Origin of the sequence: Lysinibacillus sp. NPDC056232, from assembly GCF_042267565.1 — a bacterium.
GTDB lineage: Bacteria > Bacillota > Bacilli > Bacillales_A > Planococcaceae > Lysinibacillus.
Window position 1 is genome coordinate 18,049 of sequence record NZ_JBHJTF010000009.1, and the last position, 24,473, is coordinate 42,521.

At 37.6% G+C, this 24,473-nt stretch carries 19 protein-coding genes; 7 read left to right on the forward strand and 12 right to left on the reverse strand.

Going from position 1 to position 24,473, the window contains the following annotated elements:
* Window positions 1-97 precede the first annotated feature (97 nt).
* From ACFCYJ_RS09180 to ACFCYJ_RS09195, 4 genes are read right to left on the reverse strand one after another with little or no spacing between them, the layout of a single operon-like run.
* Window positions 98-292 (reverse strand): hypothetical protein, encoded by a 195-nt coding sequence (locus tag ACFCYJ_RS09180; protein ID WP_376073527.1) that lies wholly within the window; start codon window positions 290-292, stop codon window positions 98-100.
* A complete protein-coding gene (locus ACFCYJ_RS09185; protein ID WP_376073529.1) occupies window positions 289-591 on the reverse strand; it encodes a hypothetical protein in 303 nt (100 codons plus the stop codon). Before ACFCYJ_RS09185 ends, ACFCYJ_RS09180 begins: the two co-directional genes overlap by 4 nt.
* The gene (locus ACFCYJ_RS09190; RefSeq protein WP_376073530.1) at window positions 588-725 is read right to left on the reverse strand and encodes a hypothetical protein; all 138 of its coding nucleotides are present in this window, start codon (window positions 723-725) and stop codon (window positions 588-590) included. The genes ACFCYJ_RS09185 and ACFCYJ_RS09190 overlap by 4 nt, the downstream gene beginning before the upstream one ends.
* Window positions 726-765: 40 nt before the next feature.
* Entirely contained in the window at window positions 766-1,830 is a 1,065-nt protein-coding gene (locus tag ACFCYJ_RS09195) for a glycosyltransferase family 4 protein (protein ID WP_376073532.1), read from the reverse strand.
* Between the two features lie 224 nt (window positions 1,831-2,054).
* On the opposite strand from ACFCYJ_RS09195, the gene secA2 reads away from it, so the two are divergent.
* Both secA2 and ACFCYJ_RS09205 read left to right on the forward strand, forming a co-directional pair.
* On the forward strand, window positions 2,055-4,418 hold the full coding sequence (gene secA2, locus ACFCYJ_RS09200; RefSeq protein WP_376073534.1) for an accessory Sec system translocase SecA2: 2,364 nt from the start codon (window positions 2,055-2,057) through the stop codon (window positions 4,416-4,418).
* On the forward strand, window positions 4,418-5,311 hold the full coding sequence (locus tag ACFCYJ_RS09205) for an accessory Sec system S-layer assembly protein (RefSeq protein WP_376073535.1): 894 nt from the start codon (window positions 4,418-4,420) through the stop codon (window positions 5,309-5,311). Before secA2 ends, ACFCYJ_RS09205 begins: the two co-directional genes overlap by 1 nt.
* 214 nt (window positions 5,312-5,525) lie before the next feature.
* Here ACFCYJ_RS09205 and ACFCYJ_RS09210 read toward each other — a convergent pair whose 3' ends face one another.
* The 4 genes from ACFCYJ_RS09210 to ACFCYJ_RS09225 are packed head-to-tail and all read right to left on the reverse strand — an operon-like array spanning window position 5,526 to window position 7,556.
* The gene (locus ACFCYJ_RS09210; RefSeq protein WP_376073537.1) at window positions 5,526-5,669 is read right to left on the reverse strand and encodes a hypothetical protein; all 144 of its coding nucleotides are present in this window, start codon (window positions 5,667-5,669) and stop codon (window positions 5,526-5,528) included.
* Entirely contained in the window at window positions 5,626-6,141 is a 516-nt protein-coding gene (locus ACFCYJ_RS09215) for a hypothetical protein (RefSeq protein WP_376073538.1), read from the reverse strand. Before ACFCYJ_RS09215 ends, ACFCYJ_RS09210 begins: the two co-directional genes overlap by 44 nt.
* Window positions 6,138-6,641, reverse strand: a complete 504-nt coding sequence (locus ACFCYJ_RS09220; protein WP_376073540.1) for a hypothetical protein — start codon at window positions 6,639-6,641, stop codon at window positions 6,138-6,140. Before ACFCYJ_RS09220 ends, ACFCYJ_RS09215 begins: the two co-directional genes overlap by 4 nt.
* Before the next feature lie 24 nt (window positions 6,642-6,665).
* A complete protein-coding gene (locus ACFCYJ_RS09225; RefSeq protein ID WP_376073541.1) occupies window positions 6,666-7,556 on the reverse strand; it encodes a C40 family peptidase in 891 nt (296 codons plus the stop codon).
* A 249-nt stretch (window positions 7,557-7,805) separates the two neighbouring features.
* Between ACFCYJ_RS09225 and brnQ the strand changes: the two genes are divergently transcribed.
* The 3 genes from brnQ (at window position 7,806) to ACFCYJ_RS09240 (ending at window position 13,140) form a co-directional block, all read left to right on the forward strand.
* Entirely contained in the window at window positions 7,806-9,125 is a 1,320-nt protein-coding gene (brnQ, locus tag ACFCYJ_RS09230) for a branched-chain amino acid transport system II carrier protein (RefSeq protein WP_376073543.1), read from the forward strand.
* A 283-nt stretch (window positions 9,126-9,408) separates the two neighbouring features.
* Window positions 9,409-10,788, forward strand: a complete 1,380-nt coding sequence (locus ACFCYJ_RS09235; protein WP_376073545.1) for a S41 family peptidase — start codon at window positions 9,409-9,411, stop codon at window positions 10,786-10,788.
* A gap of 333 nt (window positions 10,789-11,121) precedes the next feature.
* Window positions 11,122-13,140, forward strand: a complete 2,019-nt coding sequence (locus ACFCYJ_RS09240; protein ID WP_376073547.1) for an S-layer homology domain-containing protein — start codon at window positions 11,122-11,124, stop codon at window positions 13,138-13,140.
* A gap of 497 nt (window positions 13,141-13,637) precedes the next feature.
* Here the strand turns inward: ACFCYJ_RS09240 and ACFCYJ_RS09245 are convergent, their stop codons facing one another.
* The 4 genes from ACFCYJ_RS09245 to ACFCYJ_RS09260 all read right to left on the reverse strand — a co-directional run bounded on the left by ACFCYJ_RS09245 (window position 13,638) and on the right by ACFCYJ_RS09260 (window position 22,189).
* Window positions 13,638-15,557, reverse strand: coding sequence for an N-acetylmuramoyl-L-alanine amidase (locus tag ACFCYJ_RS09245; protein ID WP_376073549.1), 1,920 nt, complete (start codon window positions 15,555-15,557; stop codon window positions 13,638-13,640).
* A 218-nt stretch (window positions 15,558-15,775) separates the two neighbouring features.
* Window positions 15,776-16,690, reverse strand: a complete 915-nt coding sequence (locus tag ACFCYJ_RS09250) for a C40 family peptidase (protein WP_376073551.1) — start codon at window positions 16,688-16,690, stop codon at window positions 15,776-15,778.
* Window positions 16,691-16,910: 220 nt separating this feature from the next.
* Complete coding sequence (locus ACFCYJ_RS09255; protein ID WP_376073552.1) at window positions 16,911-17,990, reverse strand: CAP and S-layer homology domain-containing protein; 1,080 nt, start codon at window positions 17,988-17,990, stop codon at window positions 16,911-16,913.
* A 200-nt stretch (window positions 17,991-18,190) separates the two neighbouring features.
* Window positions 18,191-22,189 (reverse strand): cell wall-binding protein, encoded by a 3,999-nt coding sequence (locus ACFCYJ_RS09260; RefSeq protein ID WP_376073554.1) that lies wholly within the window; start codon window positions 22,187-22,189, stop codon window positions 18,191-18,193.
* A gap of 304 nt (window positions 22,190-22,493) precedes the next feature.
* Here ACFCYJ_RS09260 and ACFCYJ_RS09265 point away from each other — a divergent pair, with 304 nt between their 5' ends.
* Together ACFCYJ_RS09265 and ACFCYJ_RS09270 are read left to right on the forward strand one after the other, a co-directional pair.
* The gene (locus ACFCYJ_RS09265; RefSeq protein WP_376073555.1) at window positions 22,494-23,171 is read left to right on the forward strand and encodes a hypothetical protein; all 678 of its coding nucleotides are present in this window, start codon (window positions 22,494-22,496) and stop codon (window positions 23,169-23,171) included.
* Window positions 23,171-24,424 carry an HlyD family secretion protein gene (locus tag ACFCYJ_RS09270; protein ID WP_376073557.1) on the forward strand — a complete coding sequence of 418 codons (1,254 nt, stop codon included), beginning with the start codon at window positions 23,171-23,173 and terminating at the stop codon, window positions 24,422-24,424. The genes ACFCYJ_RS09265 and ACFCYJ_RS09270 overlap by 1 nt, the downstream gene beginning before the upstream one ends.
* The last annotated feature ends 49 nt before the right edge of the window (window positions 24,425-24,473 follow it).

A 24,473-nucleotide genomic window follows, 5' to 3' on the forward strand; every position in this document is an offset into this window, starting at 1 on the left:
GCTTTCTATACCTGGTGAGAGGCGTTTCGGGTATTCGCTTTCCTTTCGCGGGTATTTCTCTGCCTTTCGCGGGTATTCGCTTCCCTTCCGAGGGTATTCACTTCTCTTTCGCGGGTATTCGTCTTCCTTCCGCGGGTATTCGCTTTCCTTCGCGCGAGTATTCGCTTCCCTTTCGCGGGTATTCGCTTCTCTTCCGCGGGTATTTGCTTTCCTTTCGCGGGTATTCGCTTTCCTTCCGCGGGTATTCGCTTTCCTTCCGCGGGTATTCGCTTCCCTTCGCGCGAGTATTCACTTCTCTTCTGCGAGTATTCGCTTCCCTTTCGCGGGTATTCGCCTTCCTTCTCGCAAGTATTCACTTCTCTTTCGCGGGTATTCGCTTCCCTTCGCGCGAGTATTCACTTCCCTTCCGCGGGTATTCGCTTTCCTTCGCGCGAGTATTCGCTTCCCTTCCGCGGGTATTCGCCTTCCTTCCGCGGGTATTCCTCTGCCTTCCGCGGGTATTCGCCTTCCTTCGCGCGGGTATTCACTTCTCTTCCGCGGGTATTCGCTCTCCTTCCGCGGGTATTCGCCTTCCTTCGCGCGAGTATTCACTTCTCTTCGCGCGGGTATTCACTTCTCTTCCGCGGGTATTCGCCTTCCTTCCGCGGATATTCACTTCCCTTTTGCGGGTATTCGCCTTCCTTCCGCGGGTATTCCTCCAAAATCATTCCAAAAAGAGTCGACAAAAAAAGCAATCACACAAAATGTATGATTGCCTTCACTTTATTATTTATTAAATATCCGCACAAAATTCAATAGTGGTTTATAGTTTTTACCCGCGAGTCCGATGACTTCAACCAAAATCTCAATGGCCGTTAAAATGACAGCCACGAGTAAAATCGCACCCCATACTTTTGCCATAGAGAAGATAACTGCGGCCAAGCCAAACATCATTGCAATCCCATAAATAATGAGCACTGTTTGTCGATGTGTAAAGCCCATATCCAGTAAACGGTGATGTAAATGTGATTTATCTGGATCAGACCATTTTTTCTTCATGCGTACACGACGAACAATCGCAAAGAATGTATCAGAAATCGGCACACCTAGAATAATAACCGGGATAATTAATGAAACGACCGTAACGTTTTTAAATCCAAGCAATGCGAGCACTGATATCATGAAACCAAGGAACAATGCTCCCGTATCTCCCATGAAGATTTTCGCCGGATGGAAATTGTAAAATAAAAATCCAAATGTTGCTGCTGCTAAAATGGCTGCGATTGCTAATACGAACATATTGTTCATAATAATCGCCATGACAGCTAAAGTAATAAGGGCAATCGTTGAAACACCTGCCGCTAGACCATCTAAGCCATCAATTAAATTAATGGCATTTGTAATCCCAACAATCCAAAGAATTGTCAAAGGGATACTTAGTATTCCAAAATTTAATTCACCTATAAATGGTAAATTAACCATATCAATTTGAATGCCACCTACAAAAATAACGATAAGTGCCGCAATAAGTTGGCCAACTAATTTTGCCTTTGCGGAAATTTCACGCATATCATCTACAACACCTGTTGCTACGATAATGCAAGCACCAATAATAATTGCCAGTAGAAAATCACTACCATTTTCATTGTATATTAAAATTGGCTGAAATATAGCCACAGCTATTAAAAAAGAAAGGAAAATTGCCAATCCCCCGAGTCTTGGCATAATTCGTGCATGTACTTTTCGATAGTTTGGTGCGTCGACAGCACCTATTTTGAACGCTAATCGTTTAACTAGTGGAGTTAACAATATTGAAGCAACAAATGCTGCTATTATAGACACGTAGAGCATGTCTCTCCTCCTCAAAAATTAATCTACATTTAAATCCAAATTGATTATAGCACGAACCGGCGCCGAAATATACTTTTTCTATTTATTTTCCACCATTTCACAAATATTATTCTTCTTTTTAAGATTGGAAGAACGCTGCATGCCAAATGTAGTCACCTTACGTAAAATTTGATAGAATAATGTAGTGTCTAGCATTTAGACAACTTTAAAGGAGCGTATATTTCATGTTCTCAATTTTCAAAAGTAATAAAGAGCAAACAAGTGCTCGTCAATTAAAACGCTACTATAAAATAGTAGAACAAATTAATAATCTCGAAGAAACATATGTCAATAAGTCAGATGCAGAATTACGAGAAATGACTTTTATTTTCAAAGATCGCTTACAACAAGATGAGCCTATTGCATCCATCATCCCAGACGCATTTGCTGTTGTTCGCGAAGCCTCAAAACGTGTATTAGGAATGCGTCATTTTGATGTACAGCTTATTGGTGGTCTTGTTTTAACTGAAGGCAATATTGCTGAAATGCCTACAGGTGAAGGTAAAACGCTTGTTGCTTCCCTTCCCTCATATGTACGAGCATTAGAAGGCAAAGGTGTTCATGTTATTACTGTCAATGATTACCTAGCTAAACGTGACTTTGAGCTCGTTGGACAGATTCATCGTTTCCTTGGCTTAACAGTTGGTTTAAATTTACCAATGATGGAGGCAGACGAGAAAAAGGAAGCCTATAATGCAGATATTACATATGGTGTTGGGACTGAATTCGGTTTCGATTACTTGCGTGATAATATGGCATATAGCTTAGCTGATAAAGTACAGCGTCCTTATCACTTCGCCATTATTGATGAAGTAGATAGTGTACTAATCGATGAGGCAAAAACACCACTGATTATCGCTGGTAAAATGCCATCTAACGATGAATTACATCGCATCTCATCTATGTTAGCAAAACGCTTCAAAGTTGATGAAGATTATGATTTTGATGATGAAACGAAAGCTACTTCCCTAACAGATAAAGGTATTGAAAAAGTTGAGGCTGCATTCAATATAGATAATCTGTATGACTTAGAGCACCAATCACTTTTCCATTATGTTATCCAAGCTGTTCGTGCTCATGTCATGTTTGAACGTGATGTTGATTACATCGTCAAGGATGACAAAATCGAGCTAGTTGATATGTTCACAGGTCGTATTTTAGAAGGTCGTTCACTATCTAATGGCTTACATCAAGCGATTGAAGCAAAAGAAAATGTAACGGTTACCGATGAAAATAAAGCACAGGCACAAATTACAATTCAGAACTATTTCCGTATGTATCCGAAGCTTTCAGGGATGACAGGTACTGCGAAAACACAGGAAAAAGAAATTCGAGAAGTGTACGGCATGGAAGTTATTCAAATTCCAACCAATCGTCCACGTCAACGTGTCGATCAGCCTGATGTTATTTTCAACAAGCAAGAAGATAAATATAAATATGTAGCAGCTGAAGTTAAACGTCGTCACGAAAAGGGACAACCTGTCTTAGTTGGGACAACATCTATACTGCAGTCTGAAACAGTTGCCGATAGCTTAAAAAAAGAAGGCTTAAAATTCCAATTGCTAAACGCTAAAACAGTTGAGCAAGAAGTTGAACTGATTTCTCAAGCAGGGCAAAAAGGTCGTGTTACAGTAGCTACCAATATGGCTGGCCGCGGTACAGATATCGTGTTAGGCGAAGAAGTTCATGCACTTGGAGGTCTATATGTTATCGGTACCGAAAAGCATGAAAGCCGCCGTGTAGATAATCAGCTACGTGGTCGTTCAGGTCGTCAAGGCGACGTAGGTGAAAGCCGCTTCATTCTCTCTATTGAAGATGATATGTTCCGCCGTTATGCAAAAGACGAAGTTGAAAAATTCTCTACAAAAATGGTTGTCAACGAAGAAGGCATTATTCAAAATAAAGATGCTCAAGAACTCATTGACCGTACACAACGAATTGTTGAAGGCTCCCAATACGGTATGCGTGAATACAACCTAAAATTAGACGATGTTATCAATGACCAACGTACAGTTATTTATGGTCTACGTGACAAAATCTTAGCTGGGGAGGACTTGATGGGCGAGCTAAAAAAAATGCTTCGTGAAACGGTTGAATTTGCTGTTCTCGACGCTGCACCAGAAGAAATTAATTCTATTGACTGGAATTATGATCAAATGGAGAGCTCACTTAACTCACTTTTCATTACACCTGTCACAATTGACCGAGAAGTGGGCAAAGTAAAACAAATTTTAGCTGACGTTCAACCTTCAGAACAAGAACTGCTCAATCATATAGAGAAATTCGCTGAAAATGAACAAGTAATATCAGTTCTTCCACAGATCATGCTTAGTTACATAGATAGTGGCTGGGTAAAACACTTGGAAGTAATGGCTCATTTAAAAGAAGGTATTGGCTTACGTCATTACCAGCAAGAAGATCCAATGCGAATTTACCAACGTGAAGGACTTGAGTTATTCGGTAAGAATTTCCAAGAATTACGTCGTTCTATCATTATAGAGATTACAGGCTTCATGAAATCAATTGAGACACAACAGGAGGTACAATAATGGGCTTATTTTCATTCTTTAAAAAATCAGACAAAATCGTTCAAGAAAACACAATTGACTCACAAGACTTACTAGGAAAAGCTACTACGAATTCAGGCGATAATCGCGATGTTGAGACAAAGCTTTCATTCCATCCGGATTGGGATGTACCACAGGAGCAAAAATACATTTTCAACTTCCTAGCAAATGAGCTAGAACCATTGAAACCAAATCAACTATCTCTTTCTTCTATTAGTATTGAAGAAAACAAACGTAAATGGCTTGTTCGTGCATTTTTCCGCTCATCCTTACCACAAGCAATCGAGCTAGGAGAAATTGAGCTTTTCATCATGGATAAAAATGACGAGCTAGTAGCATCTAAAAAATTCGATTTTAAAGCACTTGGCACAATTCCAGCAGAAAGCGCCCGCCCATGGGTATTTGAGTTCGAAAAATCTACAATTAAAGTAGACGAAATTCCTGAAGATGGCTGGAAAATTGCCTTCAATCTCGTTTCCCTTCGTGGCCATCAATTAGAACTAGACCCATCATGGGAAAAACAATTACCAGCAGCTCAAAAAGAAGAGCTAGCCAAAATCGTTGATACTTTACCAAAGTTAGGTGAAACTGAAGTAAACTTCACTGGCTTACAAGCAAAGCTGGCTGATAACGGCAACTTAAATGTATCGATTTTTATCCGTAATGGACACAATAAAGCTATTAACCTAGAACAATTACCACTAGAAATTATAGATGCAACAGGTAAACAAATTGCTAACGGCTCATTTACAATGGATCCAGTATTAACTGTACAACCAAACTCAACGAAGCCTTGGACATTTGTCTTCCCTGCAGACCTTGTTGACGCAAAAGATGCCGATCTATCTCGTTGGACAGCACGCGTAACACAATAAACTGAAACTTTAATCAGAGGGGGTTTTCATTTTCCCCCACTGATTTTTAGTCTCCACCAATCCGGCATTTACGGGCCGTTCATCCCCCTGCTTTTGAAGAGGGAGTCTTGTACCTGACGCTTCGCTTTCGGTACACGGATTAATTATTGCCTGTTCATGCTAGATCAAATATTGAAATCCCTTCTTTTTTATAGAAAGAAGGGATTTTTTTGATTTACTTTGCGCGGGTATTTGCCTCCCTTCCGCGGGTATCTCTTTCCTTTCGCGGGTATTTGCTTCCCTTCCGCGGGTATTTGCTTCTCTTCCGCGGGTATTCACTTTCCTTTCGCGGGTATCTCTGCCTTTCGCGGGTATTCACTTTCCTTTCGCGGGTATTCGCTTCTCTTCCGCGGGTATTCGCTTCTCTTCCGCGGGTATTCGCTTTCCTTCCGCGGGTATCTCTGCCTTTCGCGGGCATTCGCTTCTCTTCCGCGGGTATCTCTGCCTTTCGCGGGTATTCGCTTCCCTTCCGCGGGTATCTCTGCCTTCCGCGGGTATTCTCTTTCCTTTCGCGGGTATTTGCTTCCCTTCCGCGGGTATTTCCCTCCCTTCCGCGGGTATTCGCTTCCCTTCCGCGGGTATCTCTTTCCTTTCGCGGGTATTTGCTTCTCTTCCGCGGGTATTTGCTTTCCTTCCGCAGGTATTCTCTTTCCTTCCGCGGGTATCTCTGCCTTTCGCGGGCATTCCCTTTCCTTCCGCGGGTATTTGCTTCCCTTTCGCGGGTATTCGCTTCTCTTTCGCGGGTATCTCTGCCTTTCGCGGGTATTCGCTTCTCTTCCGCGGGTATTCACTTTCCTTTCGCGGGTATTCGCTTCCCCTCCGCGGGTATTCGCTTCCCCTCCGCGGGTATCTCTGCCTCTCGCGGATATTCTCTTTCCTTCCGCGGGTGTTTACTTCCCTTTCGCGGGTATTCGCTTCTCTTTCGCGGGTATTCGCTTCTCTTTCGTGGGTATTCACTTCTCTTCCGCGGGTATCTCCGCCTTCCGCGGGTATTTGCCTCCCTTCCGCGGGTATTTCCCTCTCTTCCGCGGGTATTTCCCTCCCTTCCGCGGGTATTCGCTTCTCTTCCGCGGGTATTCGCTTCCCTTCCGCGGGTATTCGCTTCTCTTCCGCGAGTATTCGCTTCCCTTTCCTTCCGCGGGTATTCTCTTTCCTTTCGCGGGTATTTCCCTCCCTTCCGCGGGTATTTTCCTCTCTTCCGCGGGTATTTGCCTCTCTTCCGCGGGTATTTGCCTCTCTTCCGCGGGTATTCTCTGCTACCTAGCTCCATAAAAAAAAGCGATTTCTGCATGTATATGCAAAAATCGCTTTTACTTTATTTTATAGCGTCGAATCGTTTATAAGCTACTAACCTTGTAGACCAGTAAGAGTATGTAACGTCCGAAATTTCAACACCGTCTGCCCCTGCATGGATAAATTTATTGTTACCTATATAAATACCCATATGAGAGATACCCTCTTTATACGTATTTTGGAAGAATACTATATCGCCCGCTATCGGATTTTTAACTTGTATTGTATTACTGTAATATCCTTCACTACTGTTTCTTCCAATTTTTAAACCACCTTGATTAAAGGCATAGTAAATAAGGCCACTGCAATCTAGACCTTCAGGTGTGTTGCCACCGTAGACATATGGAGTTCCTACTAATGAATTAGCTACTTCTACTGTTTTCTTATAAACAGCTTGTCCATTAACTGTAGGATCTTTAGATGTTCCTGCACCTGAAGATCCGTTATTATGTACTGTTTCATCCTCGGGTACTGAAGCTACCGAAGATAATTTTAACACTTGTCCAATGTAGATCGTGTCTACCTTAAGTCCATTCCAGTCTTTAATTTCCTTTATTGTCGTATTATATTGCTTAGCGATTTTGGATAAGGAATCGCCTTTAACTACTGTATGGGAAATCGCTGTCGGCTTTGATGGTGTTGTCGGTTTTGTTGTTGATGGATTTGAAGGTTTTACCGTTTCATTAGTAGCTTGTTTTGAAACTTCAAGCTTTTGTGCGACATAAATCATATCATCCTTTAAATTGTTCCAACTTTTTATGTCTTGTACTGATACTTTATGGTTTGAAGCGATTTTAGATAAAGTATCTCCTTTTTGTACGGTATATGTTGCTGCTTCCGCGGTCTGTAGTGCTAAAAAAGAAGTAGCAATAGTACTTAAAGCAAGGATTCTTAATTTTTTTATTTTTTTCATATCAAATTTCCTCCGTTCGTGTTAAAATATTTCCTTGTGTGTCTATCATACTAGATATTTTAGTAATCAGAAATCGGAAAAACTGACTATTTTTCAAACATTTTTTGAATCTTACTGAATCCTACATATTCTGACAAATAATAAGAGTTTGTTTATTGCAAGAATAGTATTCCTATGATAACATACACTTCTGTATTTAAAATTTTTAGAAAGTTTAATCTTTTCAATCTTAAAGGAGTTTTAATTTTTATGAAAAACATTTTGCTTTTCATCAAGGAAAATTTAGCTGTAGGTTTACTATTATTTGCCTTATTTTTAGGCGCCGGAAATATTATCTTTCCCCCATTATTAGGTCAACAAGCTGGTGAACATATAACGACAGCAATGATTGGCTTCTTAATAACAGGTGTTGGGTTACCACTATTAGCCATCGTTGCGATTGCGAAGGCGGGTGGCGATCTACAAATACTAGCAAATCGTGTCGGCCCTACCTTTGGTATTATTTTCACATCAATTGTTTATTTAGCGATTGGACCATTTTTTGCAGTGCCGCGTACGGGTTCTGTATCCTATGAAATTGGGATCGTCCCATTTCTTCCAGAGGGAGTAGCAGATCATTGGGCACCACTTTTCATTACTTCTGTCATATTTTTTGCCTTAATACTATTATTAGCTATTAACCCTTCAAAGCTTGTCGATCGTGTTGGGAAAATTTTAACGCCTGTTCTATTAGGTGTTATTCTATTACTAGCTATTAAAAGCTTTATTTCCCCAATGGGTGAACCAGGGTCAGCTATAGGAAAATACACTACGTCACCATTGACTGAAGGCTTTGTTAAAGGCTATTTAACAATGGATGTACTAAGTGCACTCGTATTCGGAATCGTTATTTTGCAAGCATTGCGTGACATGGGTATGTCAGATACTAAAAAACAAGTCAAAACGACAATTTTCGCAGGAATTATTGCGGCTATTGGCTTATCATTTGTCTACATAGCACTTGGACAAATTGGTAACACTAGTGTTAGTGCAATTGGTGCTTTTGATAATGGTGGTACTATAATTGCGAAGTCAGCTGAAGCTCTTTTTGGTACACTCGGGACTATTATATTATCTGCTACAATTTTACTAGCATGTATATCTACTGCTGTAGGTTTACTGACTGCCAATGCTCAATTTTTCAATAAACTATTTCCTAGTGTTTCGTATAAAACGTTTTTAATAATTTTCACAATATTCAGTGCGGCTATTACAAACGTAGGTCTTGAAACAATTATTAGTGCATCACTACCTGTATTATTAATCATCTATCCGCTAGCGATAGTGTTAATGGTTCTGTCGCTTTTCGATAACTTCTTTAAAGGTGGAAAAATTGTTTACATTTTAGCATTAATTCCTACATTCTTTGTTAGTCTAAATGATGGTTTTAAGGAAATGGATATTACTATTGCACCATATGTAAACATTTTAAAAACTTTACCATTATACGAGCAAAGTATAGCATGGCTTGTACCTGCAATAGTCGGTGCGCTTATCGGCTTGATTATTCATAAACTAACAAAAAAATAAAATCTAATTTATATTAGATAACTAGAATCTGCTTGCTTTTTTGCGAATAAGACTTTAGACAACGACTGTCTATGAATCTTGCATCACTTTACTTTTTCGCAAAAGGGTAGCAGATTCTTTTTTTGTGGGAAATCCCGTCCGTTGCACGAAGGAAAAGAACTATTCATCAGAAGTGGGATTCTTCTATTAAATGAAGAACAAATGTCATCTACAACTTTGGTGAAAGCCCTATTACAGTTATATGGGAAATCATGTATACTATATATTAGAAAAGAGGTGTCCTATGAAAAGAGTATTGTGGTCATTTATATTCGTTCTAAGCTTTTTCATCTTTCCGTTAACAAATGCTTCTGCTGCAAGCAATGAACAACAGCTTGTAAAAGAAATCAAGGGAATTATTGCGGAAAACTATGTTGGAACTATCCATGGAAATTTGCAAAAAGCTAAAACGATTCCTGAAATCATTGAAATGTTAGATCCTTATTCTACATATTTTACGAAAAAGGAATTTGAGGAATTTATCAATAGCATCGATCTATCAACAATTGGGATTGGTGTGATTATCGAAGAACATGAAGATGGCATTCATATTTTACAAGTATTTGAGGGTAGCGGTGCATCAGATGCAGGTGTCGTTGCTGGAGACATTATTACTGTCATTAACGGACAATCCGTTGTAGGAAGCTCCACGCAAGAAGTCTCATCCCTATTAATTGGTGATGAAAATACTAAATTAGGCGTGTCACTCCAACATGCAGATGGTACAACTTCTACTACAACAATTACACGAAAAAAATTCACATTACCGAATGTGGAATCTGCATTACTATTTGGGAATGTTGGATATATTACTATGTCATCCTTCTCAGAAGATGGTGCAGAGCTTGTAAAGAATGCGCTAATTCAGTTAAAACAGCGTGGTGCAACTTCTTTTATCTTGGATTTACAAAACAATGGCGGAGGCTATGTAACAACGGCTCAGGAGATTACAGGGCTTTTCCCAAAAGCAAAAATTGCCTTTTTACTGGAAGAAGCGCATGCCTCTTATAAAGTGCGTGCAGTCAATCAAGACGAAAAATTCCCAGCTGATACACGTATTCTTGTAAACCGCTATAGTGCTAGCGCATCTGAAATGTTAGCAGCAACTTTACAAGATCAGCAATCTGCTATTTTATATGGAGAAACTACGTACGGAAAAGGCTGTATGCAGGGCTTTTTTGAACTGCAGGATGGTAGCTATTTAAAACTTACTATCGGTAATTTTACAGGTCCTTTAGGGAAGACAATTAATGAGGTCGGTGTAAAACCGAACATTCAAACAAAGACTCCCCCTATTTTCCAGGCACATTATGATGCGATCAAAGCACAATATACAAATTATAAAGAACTGGTAAGCTTAAAAAATGTTTCGGATACTAAAAAATTAACAGTGAAAGTCCCTGTTGCACTTTCTTCACAACTGTCTGAGGATAAGGTTCAGCTAATTGCTTTAGGTGCTAATGAAGTGCCTATTACAGCTAAAATAGATGGTCGTTCATTAATTGTAACCCCATCCAAACCTTTATCTCCAGGGCGAGAATATATGCTCCTTGTCCATCCAAAAACACAAAAAGCTAACAAAGTGCAGCAAGGTTTTTATCAGCGTATAACAATCAAAAATTAAAAAATCCCTCTCACCATTTAAGTAGCTTTCCATGACTTAATGTCGGTGAGAGGTTTTTTTCTATTCGTGCATTATTCGTCGTCTCAACTTTGCACTTTTAACTAAAACCACTGACTGAAAAACCAATTAAATACCTTACTGATTCATTGTAAAGCCTCTAAAACGCAAATGTCCTTCACCTCATTGTCTAACCATCTATTTCTATTAACATAGCTCAAAAGTATAGTTAATGGCAAATTTATGTTGGTTTATTTTATGTAATTTCTAACATTTGACCCTTATCTTAATTCTCCAACTTTGTTAAAATAATAGAAGCTTAGGAGGATTAAAACTATGAAAAAACTATCAATGATAACGGTGTTAATGGCACTTGTTAGCTTGCTTATTTGGCAACCCAATATGGCATATGCTGATGAGCTCTCAGGACATATGCATGAAAGTGGTTTACGCTATTTAATTTCCAAAGATGCATTACTGCAAGATGCAAATGGAAGCTATCGTCCAAATGACACTGTCACGCGCGGTGAATTTGCTACTTACATAGCAAAGGCTTTAAACCTTGAGAAAAAAGATAATATTAGTTTCACAGATGTCCCAGATACATATTTGTTTGCAGCAGATATTAAACTCGCTGCTTCTGCTGGGATCATCACCGGTTATACAGATGGTTCATTTAAACCGGATGCCCGTATTTCAAGAGAGCATATGGCAGTTATGCTAATTAGAGCTGTTGATTATCTAAAAATCCCTAAAGGTACGTCATCCATTACTTTTAAGGATAATGCAGCTATTTTTAAAGACTTCCGCCAAGACATTGCGATTGGCGCACAATTAGGGCTTATTAAAGGTAGCTCCAATGGAATGTTTTTACCAAAAGATAATGCCACAATTGGCGAGGCATCTACATTTGTACTACGCTTAATACTTTTAGCGGACGATGTTAAAAATAATGGTGGTAATAATGGTAACAACGGCAATACAGGAAATAACGGTAATAACGGTAACAACGGCAATACAGGAAATAACGGTAATAACGGTAACAACGGCAATACAGGGAACAATGGTGAAACTGGTAATGACAACTCTACTAAGTACATCGTAAAAGAAATTTCAAATGGTAGTCTTGTTGGGAACCAAGGCTTTTCTAGCTTTGACGCTGCTGAAAAAGCATTGTCAAAAAATACACTTGTCATTACGTTAAATGATAAAATTATGAAAATGTCATCTGGTTATGTTGTAACCAATAATTATGTAGCACTTAAATCTGAAACAATTAACGATCAAATCGGTGTTGCTGCTAATACAGAAATGCAGTATTTAAGCAGTGATGCGACACAAGTAAAAGTTAGTTTAGCAGGTCATGTTGGGTATTTAAAACATGCCGATGTCACTTTAATCCCATCTGCTTTAAGTAAAGGTCGTTCTTACTATACAAACGAGAATGGTGAGATTAAACATACTTTATATGATTATAAATCAAATAAATATTCTTCTAGCTATGTGTACGGAAAAGCACCAGACTTCATGAAGCAAGGCGAAAAGTACTTTAGCTGGAATGGCATTAATTTCACAAATGCTAGTGGCTCATCGATAGGTGAAGCTTATAATTACTATCAATTTTTACCTGCACGTGCGAAAACTCAATATACAGCAGAGGAACTAGATAATTACATTTTGCAAAAGTTAGCTGAGCTTGAAAGTTCAGGGGCTAGTCTTTATAAGAATGCGACTAAAAAAAGTAAGTTAATCGGTTTAGGGAAAGTTTTAAAAGAAGTCGAAGCAAATGATCAAATTAACGCCATGCTTATTTTATCGCTTGCCCAGCATGAGAGTGCATATGGTATGAGTCCCCATGCTCAAGATCTCAACAACTTATTTGGTTTATATGTATATGATACGAATCCACTAAATAAAAAGTTTGATAGTGTAGTGGACAATATTAATGAACTTGTTGATAAGTTCTTGCAGCCAAATTACATTACACCAGGCGGTCCTTACACAAATGGTGCAGTGATTGGCTCTAAGGAAGTCGGATTTAACGTGAAGTATGCCTCTGATCCATTTTGGGGTTCTAAAATTGCTGGACACTACTACCGTAACGAAAAAGCTTTAGGCTTTAAAGATGCAAAAAATCCATACAAAATTGGCCGTACGACAACAGCTGGTCTAAATGTTCGTCCAGATGCATCAACAAGTCAAAGTCCACTTTACACATTTAATAAAAGCGGTATGCCCGTTATTGTAACCGATACAAATGTTAATGGTTGGTATGAGGTACTTTCTGATAAACCCCAAGCACAACCAGCTTACATCAATAAAGAGTATGTTAAGTTCATTAATACCGTGAAGTAGCAAATAAAGGCTGTCTCCGATTATTTTCGGGGCAGCCTTTTTCATGTTGCGAAAATCAGCGAGCTGTACCAAAATCGATGGCTAAATCAATTATGCGAGCACTTCTTTCTCCTACCTGATCAATTTTCCAGCAGACCTAATCTCTTCTTTCTCCTACCTGATCAGTTTTCCGATAGACCCGAGCTCTTCTTTCTCTCCTACCTGATCCGTTCTACTGCAAACCCATGCACTTCTTTCCCCTACCTGATCCGTTCTACTGTAAACCCGAGCAGTTACCTAACCTAATCGAGCTTTTGAAACAGCCCTCTTCAAAGCCTCAAATTAAATTTATTTATCTATGCATAAGAACCTGCATTCAAACATAAAAATAATCAGTGGACAAACAATAGAATTGATCAGGATAAAGACTACCCGCCCTTCCTTTCCTTAACAATAGAAAAACTGTCCCAAAAGTGAGTCAATCACCTTTGAGACAGTTTCTATGTTTATCAACTAAACTATTGTTTTTTGTAATATTGCTCAATTCCATTATAGATAGAATCTGCAAATTTATTTACGGATTCATCGTTTGTCATTTTTTGGCGATCCTCGGTATTTGTTAAAAAGCCGAGCTCGACTAAAATTGACGGAATGCTCATATTATTAATTACGTAGTATGGAAATTTTTTAACGCCACGATTCTTCATATTTAAATTGGTTACAATTTGACTATTTACAAAAGTGGCTAAATCAATATCCTCCTGATACATATCACCTGGCGATTCAGAATAATATGTTTCAGTACCTGATGCTGATGTACTAGTAGCAGAGTTTACATGCACACTCACGAAAATCTCGCCATAGTTTGCATTCGTAAAGTCTACTCGACCTTGTAAGGTAGGATACGTATCACCAGTACGAGTCATGTACACTTTTGCGCCAGCATTCTCAAGCTTTTGCTTAACAAGTGTGCTCACTTTTAATGTAATGTTCTTTTCAGAGAAAGAACCTAGTACTGTCCCTGGATCCTTACCACCATGACCTGGGTCTAGGATAATAATACGATTTTGCAACGGTTTGCCATTTTGATTTAATAATTTTAAATAAGATTTATGGACATAACCTGCTTTACCATTGTATTCGATTTTTGCCCAATAACCATTAATGTCGTTAACTTTAACAGAGTCGCCCTTGTTAAGCTTAAATAGTACTGTAGAAGTTGCATTTGCTTCACTACGTACATTTAGGTTTCCAACAGTTGCTCGTCCTATTACATCACCTGAAGCTGTAGGTGGAGTTGGAGGTGGAGTTGGATCAGGTTGTTCTTCTTTACCTGTTTCTGTTGTGCTGTTCGCTACAATATATCCTGGTAAACCATTTACTTGCGTTAAATGATAGCCGCCAGTAGTTTTGTAAACTGGTAATTTTTCATTTGCTTTAATAGTTTGAATGATTTTTGATGAAGAAGTTGGTTTAACATATAAGTTAATAGCACCTTTAGATGCCACTTCTTTTTGGACAGACCCTAAGTCATTGCCATCTGCATCTAAAAATTGTGCATAATCTTTATAAACATAAGCAAATGCACCTTTATATGTTACCTTTAGCCATTTGCCCTGAACTTCATAAACTGATAGTTTGCCGCCTTTATTGACTGTACCAACAATGTTAGTATTTAATGAACTATCCGGTGTTTTGCGGATATTTAGACCATCTGTCGACACTTTGACTAGCCCAATAACCTCTTTTGTATCAGGTACAGATGTCCCTTTAACAGGTAGCTCTAAACGATATTTCTCATTTTTCGCACGTGCTACAAATAATGAAAAGTGTGCACGTGTAACCGTATTATTTGGTAAATAATTTTTACCATTTCCATTTGTAATACCATTATAGTAAATTGTATTTACATATTTAACGTAAGGGTGTGTAATACCTACGTCAGTAAATGGTGAATCTAAGTTTTCATATTCACTTGTGTCCAAGTTAAATGCCTTTGTTAGTACATAACTCATTTCATCACGAGTTATAGCCTTTTTTGGTAAGAACTTGCCTTGTGTGTTCGTTGAAAAGAATCCTAATTGCACAGCTCGTTCGATATAACCTGACATTTCAGTGCCTACTGTTACATCAGAAAAACTTGATTTGTTTACAACTAATGGTTTATTACCAGAGGCAACGACAACCATTTTTGCCACTTGTTCACGTGTCACAGACTCATTTGGGCCAAAGACTCTTTTCCCATTTACAAAATATCCTTGGATAACACCCAAATTTACTAAATAATTGATTTCTTCATAAGCTTCGTGATTTTTGGAGATATCTGCAAATGTTACATTTGTAGTTGTATCTGCCATTACACTTTCACTATGTATAGTAAACATAGAAGCTGAAATGAATAAGACGCACAAAATAAGACTAATTTTTTTAAGATTCAATGTCTTATTTCCTCCCTTCCTGTTCTCTTAAGTATTCATTTTAACAAAATTAACTAAATAAATCATCATACGACAGCACTTTTTAAGTTTATTTTTCCAATCACTTCCTTTTCAATGAAATTATCATAAAAATAGAAGAGTCTGCAATTGCAAACTCTCCTCTAATTATAAGCTATTTTAAAAGATCTTTTCTTGCAATCAATGCATCTATGAAAATATTATCTAGATTGTAATCTTTCAATAAACATTTTTAGTTCTTTGATTTTTAGTAATTCATCCATACCAAAGCTGCCATTGCCATCCCCATTTGTAACACCGTTAGATGCAAGAATAGAAACATATTGATTAGCCCAGCTATCTTGTGGTACATCACTAAATGTTACTTCTTGACCAGCATTCTCAAGTCCGAAAGCAATAACTAATACTTTCGCAATTTGTGCACGAGTAATTGGTGATGATGGATTGAATTTACCATTCGCATCGCCTTCAAAAATACCTAATTTTGCAACAGCTGCAATAGCACCTGCATGCTCATATGTTGGTTTTACATCGATAAAATCACTATTTTTGTTAGATGTATCTAAGTTTAAAGCTTTTGCAATTTGTGAAGCAGCTTCAGCACGTGAAGCATATACTGTAAAATCAACTGCTACTTTCTTTACTTCAGCTTGTTGTTCTGCATCAAATGTAGCAACACGTTTTGCACCTACGTAACGAGAACCCCAATAATATGGATCGTTTACGTTCGAATAACTAACACCTTGATTAGTTTGAGAGTGGATCATTTTACCGTCACCTATGTATATAGATACATGTGAGATACCTCTGCCACTTGTGTTGAAAAATAGTAAATCTCCAACTTGAAGATCACTTTTAGCTACTGCTGTCCCTTGTTGGTATTGTGCGCCTGACGTACGGTTTAATGTGATGCCTAAATCTGCAAATACTTGAGAAGTAAAGCCAGAGCAATCAAAACCGCTTGTAGTTGTGCCACCATATTTATATGGAATGCCTAAATATTTAGAAGCTGTGTCAGTGACTTCTGTTTTAGTCGCTGCTTCAGCTGAATCGATATGAGTTGTTGAAAATAACATGAAAGATGCAAAAATCGGTAATAACCATTTTTTATTCATACTTTTGTTATACCCCCTCTAAACTTTTTTGCCTATAAATAGACTATCATAAAAGGTGGTATTTTAATTTTTCAATTGTGTAACGATTTTAGAAATAATAAAAACGCTGATATACCAACGTTTCTTGGCTTTATCAGCGTAAAAATGGAAAAAATTTAATGGTTTTTTCTAACATCTGTAACGTAAATGTAACATTAGCAACTCTTTGTTACATAACCAATTATTGACTCGAAAACAGTTGAACCCAATAATAATTTCCTTTGCTATCTTGTGTAACCGCAACACCTGTATTTGTATAATGCTCTTTCATAATATTATCTCGATGGTCAGGAGAAGCCATCCATCCTTTTACAACTGTTTCCGGCGATTTGAAATATCTTGCAATATTCTCTCCAAAGCTCGTATAGGAATAATCAAATAATGTCGCTAAATCCCAAGGGGCGCCGTAATAAGGAGAAATGTGCTCAAAATAATTACGTTTAACCATGTCCTGCGCTTTTATAATAGCGATTTGTGTCAGTTTCGAATCATATTCAACAGGCGCTAGCTGATTCTTTTCCCTTTCCACATTGATTAACCGAATGACTTCTTTTGACCAAGCTGTTGAAAGATTTATTGTTGGTATATAATCTTTTGCTAAATAATCATAAGCTACTTCAAGCTTCTTTACTTTTTGCTGAAAATTTAGGCTACGTTCAACAAAAACTGCTACTTGTGCCCGTGTCACTAATTTGTTGGGTGCAAAATGCTTAGCATCTATTCCGCCAATAATTCCTATGTCTGTTAGTGATTCGATATAGTCTTTTGCCCAGTGTGTTGGAGGAACATCATCAAATTTACTTTTATTTTTACCATCCACTTTAACCTGATAGGCTAGTGCTAGCATTTTTGCAACTTCCATACGCTTTAAAGGCTCACTTGGATGAAAGGCATCACTATTTTGTATAACACCTAATTCTACAAGTTTCTGAATTTCTTTGTAATAAGGATGTGAAGCAGGAACATCTTTAAAGTGTAATGAAATCGAAGTATCTGAGTTTGTTTGAATAGACCGAGCAATTGCAGATGCCGCCTCTGCCCTCGTAATCGCTTGCTCCGGCTTAAACGTATTGTCTGTATATGTAGTCATATATTGCTTCGATAGCATATGTTGAATCGACGAACTTGCCCAGTATGAACTAGACACATCAACAGCTATGAAGGATGCCGCTTCTGCCTTACTAATCCCAGATAAATTTCCAATAGTTGTAGCTAGTAATACAATTGAAAGTACCACTATACTGATCACCCTTTTAAACATGGCTACCTCCTATATTAATATTATTTAAATGAATACCCCTCAAAACATTATAGTAAACCTCCCTATTACATACGATTTCTTGATTGATAAAGTTTCACTTTTTTTGGGAATTTCACAGGCTATAACTTTATAAATTTGTTTTATATAGTATAGAAGGAGTTTCCCCAAAATATGCATGGGAAAACTCCTCCTTTCTAATACTAATCAAGCATTTTTAGATATTCTTCTAAAATGCGGTAGTTATATACTAAATCCTGCTGCTCCAGCGTAAGTGAGCTATATAGTTTTTGAGCAGCTAACACCTTTTTCTCGAATGACGCGTTGTCTGGATCAATAACAGAGATAGCCTGAACTACTTTTAGAACAGCCTCTACATCCTTTTCAGCTTTCTTTAATACATCATCATTGATGACTTGTCCTCTTAGTTTTGAATCTAAAGCTTTATAGGCTGCGACTGCATTCGCTACATCTTCTAAATACGTTGAAGAGGTTGGTGAGAGGCCGGCAATTAGTTCAACGACTTTCTTTACATCGGCCATACTTTTCTCCGCTTCTAACAAAATCGAATAATTCGTAATCCTTTGCTTATCTGTCGTATTTAAGCTATCGTACTCTTTTCGTACTGCTTCCACCATACCAAAGTAAAATTTGTCCTTTGGATTTAAACTTGCAATGCTCTTATATACTTTTATTACGCTATCTAATGATAATAATAGATCGTCATTATAGACGTATCGTCTTTGTTCGGCATTTAGCTTATCGTAGGCTTTTAAGATCTTTTGATATTGACTATTCATGTCTTTAGCAGTAAGTAGTCGATCAATATCCTCCACAACACTAATAACAGGCTTTAAAAGCTTCTCTTGATCTTGTAACACTTTGTAATTTTGTACGGCTCTTTGTTGGTCCTTTGGCAAAGCGTTATAAGCTGCACGAATTTCCTGAATACGTTTCACATATTGCTTCGGATCAACAGACGGTAAATCATTAATCATCTGCATGACATTACCAGCACCTAGAATGCTTGTTTCTGCTGCTTGTAATAAGTAATAGTTTGTTACATATTGCTTCTTATCTGGCGCTAGCGCATCATAAAGCGAACGTGCTCGAGATGTATCCTCAAGATATGTACTACTTGAAGATTTCAGTTTACTAATTAATTCAATCACCTTTGATACGGGCTCATAAGTTTGTAGAATATCAATATTAGTAACATATTTTTTCTGATCTTTATTTAAATTATCATACGCCTTACGCGCAGAATTGACCTTGCTGACAAAATTATTGGATTCCGGATCCAAATTATTAATTTGCAGCATCACATTTAAAATAGGTTTTACTTCTTTTTCACGTGCTGTTAAATCTTTAATATTTGTAACTAACTTCTTTTGATTTGGAGTTAGCTGATCATACGCTACACGTGCATTCAGGAGTTTCGTTAAATAGTCGCCATCTTGTTGTTTCGTTAAATCAATAAGCTCAACAACTTTATGTGCTACTCCTTGCTCATTTTCTGCCGCTACAAGTGCATCATAATTAATAATCACTTGTTGCTTCTCTGGAGGTAGTGCATCATACAACTCACGTGCTGTTTTCATATCTTGGTAGAATGTCTTGCTTGATGGCTTTAATGTTGCAATGAGGCCAATCAATGAAGCCACATCTTCAACAGCAGTTAGATTCGCATAGTTCGTTACACGTTTTTGCGATACTTCATCCAGTGCATTATAAGCCTTACGCGCAGCGAGTACTTTTTTCGTATAATCCTTACTTGTTGGATTTAAGGCATCGATCATTTGAATAACCTTGATAACCGCTTTATTATTTTTTTCGTAATTGGTTAAGGTTTTTGCCTGCTCCACTAGTTTCTTCGCATTTTTATCCATTGTTTTGTACTCTGCAGATAATGCAGCTACCTTCGCCACAAAAGTATCTGGATGTTCATTCGCTAATGCTATGACACGATCATCAAATGCCTTGGCAGTATCGATATAGCCCTGTGCTTTTGCTAATTCACCACTATTGACTACTTGCGATTTAAGGTCTACAGCCAAATTATTAAACGCACTATTTGCTTTCGCGACATTGTCTTTATATGTCTTTTGGGATGGATTTAAGGCATTTATTTGAACAATCACTTCTGTTACAGCGACCTTATCTTTTAAATCCTTATGATTTCTGACATACCCTTGTTTTGTCTCGTCCAACTTTGCGTAAGCTGTATAAGCAGATTTCGCTTTTGAAATATAACTTTTAGATGTTGGATCTAACTTTTCAAATTGATCAATAACATTTACGACAGCCTTATGTGATTTCTCTAAATCTGTTAGGATTTTAATGTTTGTCACACGACTTTTAGCTGCCGATGAAAGTGCATTATAGTCGGAGCGTGCTTTTAGCATATCTACTACTAGATTATTAGAGGTTTTTAATTTATCAATTTCACTGATAACGTCTAGTACTGCTTTTTCTTCATTCTCAAGAGCGTTCAATTTGCTCGTTAGCTTTTCTTTAATTTCATTAAGCACCGCTTCATCTTCGCTACCCGCAGCATTTAATGCAGCAACATCTTTCTGTAATGATGTTATTTGTGCATTATAATCTTTCATAGACGAGCTTAGTGCATTTACCTTTTTCGATACATCAGCGAATGAGAACAATAGCTCTAGTCTACTTTTATTTTTCACTAGTTCTTTTTCATTGACTCCAAGCTTATCGAAGGCAGTCTGGGCAGCAAATGTTTTGCTTTCAAAAGTAGAAGATTTCGGATCTATGGCAACGATTAATTTATCCACACTTAAAGACGCACTATAAATCTTTTCCCAATTTGTTAACTCAGCTAGATTGTTGACGATTTTTTTCACATTTGCCGCATTAATCGTTGATCCATTTAAGGCAGGAGGTGTATTATAGGCGGCACGTGCAGCAATAATGGCCGCCACTTTGTCTGTGTCACCTTTAATTTTAGTAATCAGCCCTTCAATCTCTTTTGCAGAAGCAATATTAGCTGCAGCTACTTCAAGATCCGCTCCATTTTTTACATACCCTTTATTAATCGATAAATTATCGTAAGAGGCTTTTAATGTATCTACCTCAGTACGATAAGAAGCATCACTCGAAATGCGTAAAGCTGTAATTTGCTTAGAAATATCTGCTGCCTCTTTAAAAGGCTGTAAATCTTGATAATTCGTCACTAATTTCTGTGAATCTACATCTAATTTAGTATAAGCTGTTTCAATAGCCGTCACTGCACTGATATAACTCGTTGCCGAAGTAAAGTCTGCTGGCTGCTTTGCCTTTAACTGTGTTATGCTCAGCACTACCTTATTAGCCGAAGACATATTTGTTAATGCATCGGTATACTTTTTATAAGGTGTTTCAGAATCGTTATTTGGATTATAGGCTACGACTACTTTCTTTTGATCCGCTGTTAGTGCATTATATTCTGTTGTAACAGCTTCTACTGCTTTAGCAATCTCTAAAGGATCTACTGATGTTTGCTTCAAAATCATAACTAAAGCATCCAATTTGGTAGTGGCTTTCTCTGCTTCCGTTGCATCAACCACTAATTTTTTTAGCCGATCAATATCTGCACCCTTTGTTTTAAAATAGGCATTGTGTTCTGCTTCAGTATAGCCATATTGTAAGGATGTACCGCGAATTGTAGAGGCAATATCGCTAGCTTTAACAAGAGCGATTCCCACTGCTTTGCCAAAAGCATCTTGGACACTTAAATAAGAGGAATCACCAGCTTCTTTACTACCTAAAAATGTTTTAAAATTATTATCTTCAGTTGTCACATCATTTATAAATGACTTACTTGTATACGTTATTGCACTAATGTTATTCCCTATTTCCTTTAATTTGCCTAATAGTCGGCGTTGCTCGACAACATAGTCATACTTCGCTTGAATAAAAACAATCTCATCGCTAGTAAAACCAAAAGTTCCTAGATTTGCTACATCACCTTTTGCAATAACCATTTCATCCGCTGTCGAATTCTCGGAAAGCTTCGCAAATTGTGCTATCATTTGTTCTTTTGTCGTTGCGGCAGCTACTCCGTTAACGTTGGCAACTTGCTCTGTTTGAGTTGATACGCGAGACTGTGCATCATTTTCCTGCGCATTCGCTATAGCCGTAGGTGCCAGTAATAGACTCGTAATGACTCCTGCCGTCAATTTTCGATTCAATCGAACCACCCTTTCATTTTTCGATTCATTACTTTAATATCGGTGTAATCCATGTGATTTCAAGCCATTATTTACAAAATTAAGCGTATCAAAAGTTTTTTCATAATAACTAGATAGAAATACAGGAAGTTTTTTCTATTATACTATACAATAGTTTTATATGATGTTTTTCATCAATCGACATGTAGTTTCATAAAGTGTTTTTTTTACAAATTTTTTGGAAAAAAACAGCTATTTTTATATGTCAATATCGTTTAACAAGGTGTATACTACAACTTTGATATTTACTATTTTGGAAGAGAGGAAACTGTATATGTTTTACCGTTATAAATTTTGGCATAGCTTAAAAAATCCAACCTACTTTACTAAGATTGTAGAAGAAGGTGAGATTATTGGATACAAAAGACGTTCGTTGACGGTTTTCATCTTATTCATTCTGTTATTCACTGCACGTGAGTATTGGGGGATGGGTACTGAAACTTTAACGACATTGTTCGCAATGGATTTACATAATGAATACTACGTGGCTCGTTACCTTTCGATGCTTGGTGCCATTTTGTGGGCTATTGTCTATTTTTGCTTCCATTATTACGGTGTTACCTACCTTTTACATCTATTAACGGACATCCCCTATACATGGATTAAAAAAGTCCAATTATATGTTGTCACATTTTTATTAATCGAAAAAACAATATTATTTGCTGTTTTCTACTTAACTGGCTATACAACACTCTTTTCATTCTTTTCATTAGCGCCCCTTGCATTGCAGGTGATGAATACGGATTACGTCTTATTTACGCTCAATCAATTGACAGTGGCGACGATGCTAACAATTGTTGTACAGTACACATTCCTTTCTAAATGGGAGGAAGAGGCGAGTAGAAAACTATTAGTCGTAAAAATTATTGGTATACAACTATTTATGGCCTTATTTGTCGGTCTGATTAGTGTATTACCAATTAAAGAATGGATTACTAGGGGGTTAGGATAATGGCATTTTTCAAATCAAAGCCTTGGACAAGCTTGACCATCGTGTTGACAATGCTATTAGTCGGCGTAAATGCTTATTTTGTCTTTAAAGACGATAGCAAAATTACACGATCCTACTTTATCGATGAATTTCAAAAAGCCTATAAAGGTACAAATACAGAGCGTGTTAATAAGGAAACGATTGTTGCTCCAGCTGAAACATACACGCTTACAGCTGATGCAACAAGCTTATCTGCGGTGAATGCAAAGCGTGGCCAAAAAGTAACGCCTAATGATGTACTGGCTACCTATAAAACAGAAGAAGTTGATAATGAAGTAACAAAGCTTGAGGCAGAACGTACAGCCTATGAAAATGAACGAAATGATTTAGAAGATGCGCTCTCTCAAATCGAAAATGATTATGATGATGCTGATCCGAAAAGCTCCGTCAATACGGACCAAATAAACGGCACATTATCTGTCACACTAAAATTGGAGCTAGGACAGCAAAGTTCACCATCAACAGCAGTGGCCCTGTTGAATCGACATATTGCCGAGACAGATCGTCAAATTGCGCTACTCGATGCACAAATTGAACAAATACAAGCTCGCCAAGGTGTCGTTAGCCCAGTGGACGGTGTTATTGCAGCCGTTAAAGAGGAAGCTGGGACAGTCACATTTGAAATCTATTCTACTGAAAAAACAATGCTTGCCTATTTATCAGAGGATGAATGGCAAAAAGTATCGGAAGGTCAAACCGTTGATTTTAAAGTAAAACATTTGAAAGATTCCTTATCTGGCACTGTACTTGAAAAACAAACGATTGCTACAGATGATTCTTCTATTTGGGGGAATGAACTTGCAAAAACAACAGCTTTACCTCAACCAACGAATTATGAAGTAGTGTTGCAACAAGATGATGCAATGGAGGACATTCCATTTTCGACTACTGGCAAAGCCTCTATTATTGTCAACGAAGCATCTGATTCTTATAAAATAGATAAATCGTGGGTGCATGCTACTAAAAAGAAAGGTAAAAAAATATACATTGTTGGACAGGATGGAAAAATTGCGTTAAAAGATATTCATGTTAACTTTAAAACTGCACAGTCAGCTATTTTTACTGACAGCTTAGATAAAGGAACGCCTATGCTATCCGATAAACAACGTAATCTTTCAGCCTATGCCTTCCGTACAATGCCTATCGAAAAAATCCAATGGAAACATTTCAAGGAATTAGATTGGAAACACTATATTAAATATATTGTTTTCTAATATGTATTTTTGAGTCTTATATAGTAAAAATCCGCTTCAATTTCTGTGA

Bases quoted from the DNA above. Each gene is read 5' to 3' on its own strand.
- ACFCYJ_RS09235 (WP_376073545.1), top strand. From the start codon at position 9,409: ATGAAAAGAGTATTGTGGTCATTTATATTCGTTCTAAGCTTTTTCATC.
- ACFCYJ_RS09225 (WP_376073541.1), bottom strand. From the start codon at position 7,556: ATGAAAAAAATAAAAAAATTAAGAATCCTTGCTTTAAGTACTATTGCT.
- ACFCYJ_RS09270 (WP_376073557.1), top strand. From the start codon at position 23,171: ATGGCATTTTTCAAATCAAAGCCTTGGACAAGCTTGACCATCGTGTTG.
- ACFCYJ_RS09220 (WP_376073540.1), bottom strand. From the start codon at position 6,641: ATGCAGAAATCGCTTTTTTTTATGGAGCTAGGTAGCAGAGAATACCCG.
- ACFCYJ_RS09195 (WP_376073532.1), bottom strand. From the start codon at position 1,830: ATGCTCTACGTGTCTATAATAGCAGCATTTGTTGCTTCAATATTGTTA.
- ACFCYJ_RS09240 (WP_376073547.1), top strand. From the start codon at position 11,122: ATGAAAAAACTATCAATGATAACGGTGTTAATGGCACTTGTTAGCTTG.
- ACFCYJ_RS09265 (WP_376073555.1), top strand. From the start codon at position 22,494: ATGTTTTACCGTTATAAATTTTGGCATAGCTTAAAAAATCCAACCTAC.
- ACFCYJ_RS09250 (WP_376073551.1), bottom strand. From the start codon at position 16,690: ATGAATAAAAAATGGTTATTACCGATTTTTGCATCTTTCATGTTATTT.
- ACFCYJ_RS09255 (WP_376073552.1), bottom strand. From the start codon at position 17,990: ATGTTTAAAAGGGTGATCAGTATAGTGGTACTTTCAATTGTATTACTA.
- brnQ (WP_376073543.1), top strand. From the start codon at position 7,806: ATGAAAAACATTTTGCTTTTCATCAAGGAAAATTTAGCTGTAGGTTTA.
- ACFCYJ_RS09205 (WP_376073535.1), top strand. From the start codon at position 4,418: ATGGGCTTATTTTCATTCTTTAAAAAATCAGACAAAATCGTTCAAGAA.
- secA2 (WP_376073534.1), top strand. From the start codon at position 2,055: ATGTTCTCAATTTTCAAAAGTAATAAAGAGCAAACAAGTGCTCGTCAA.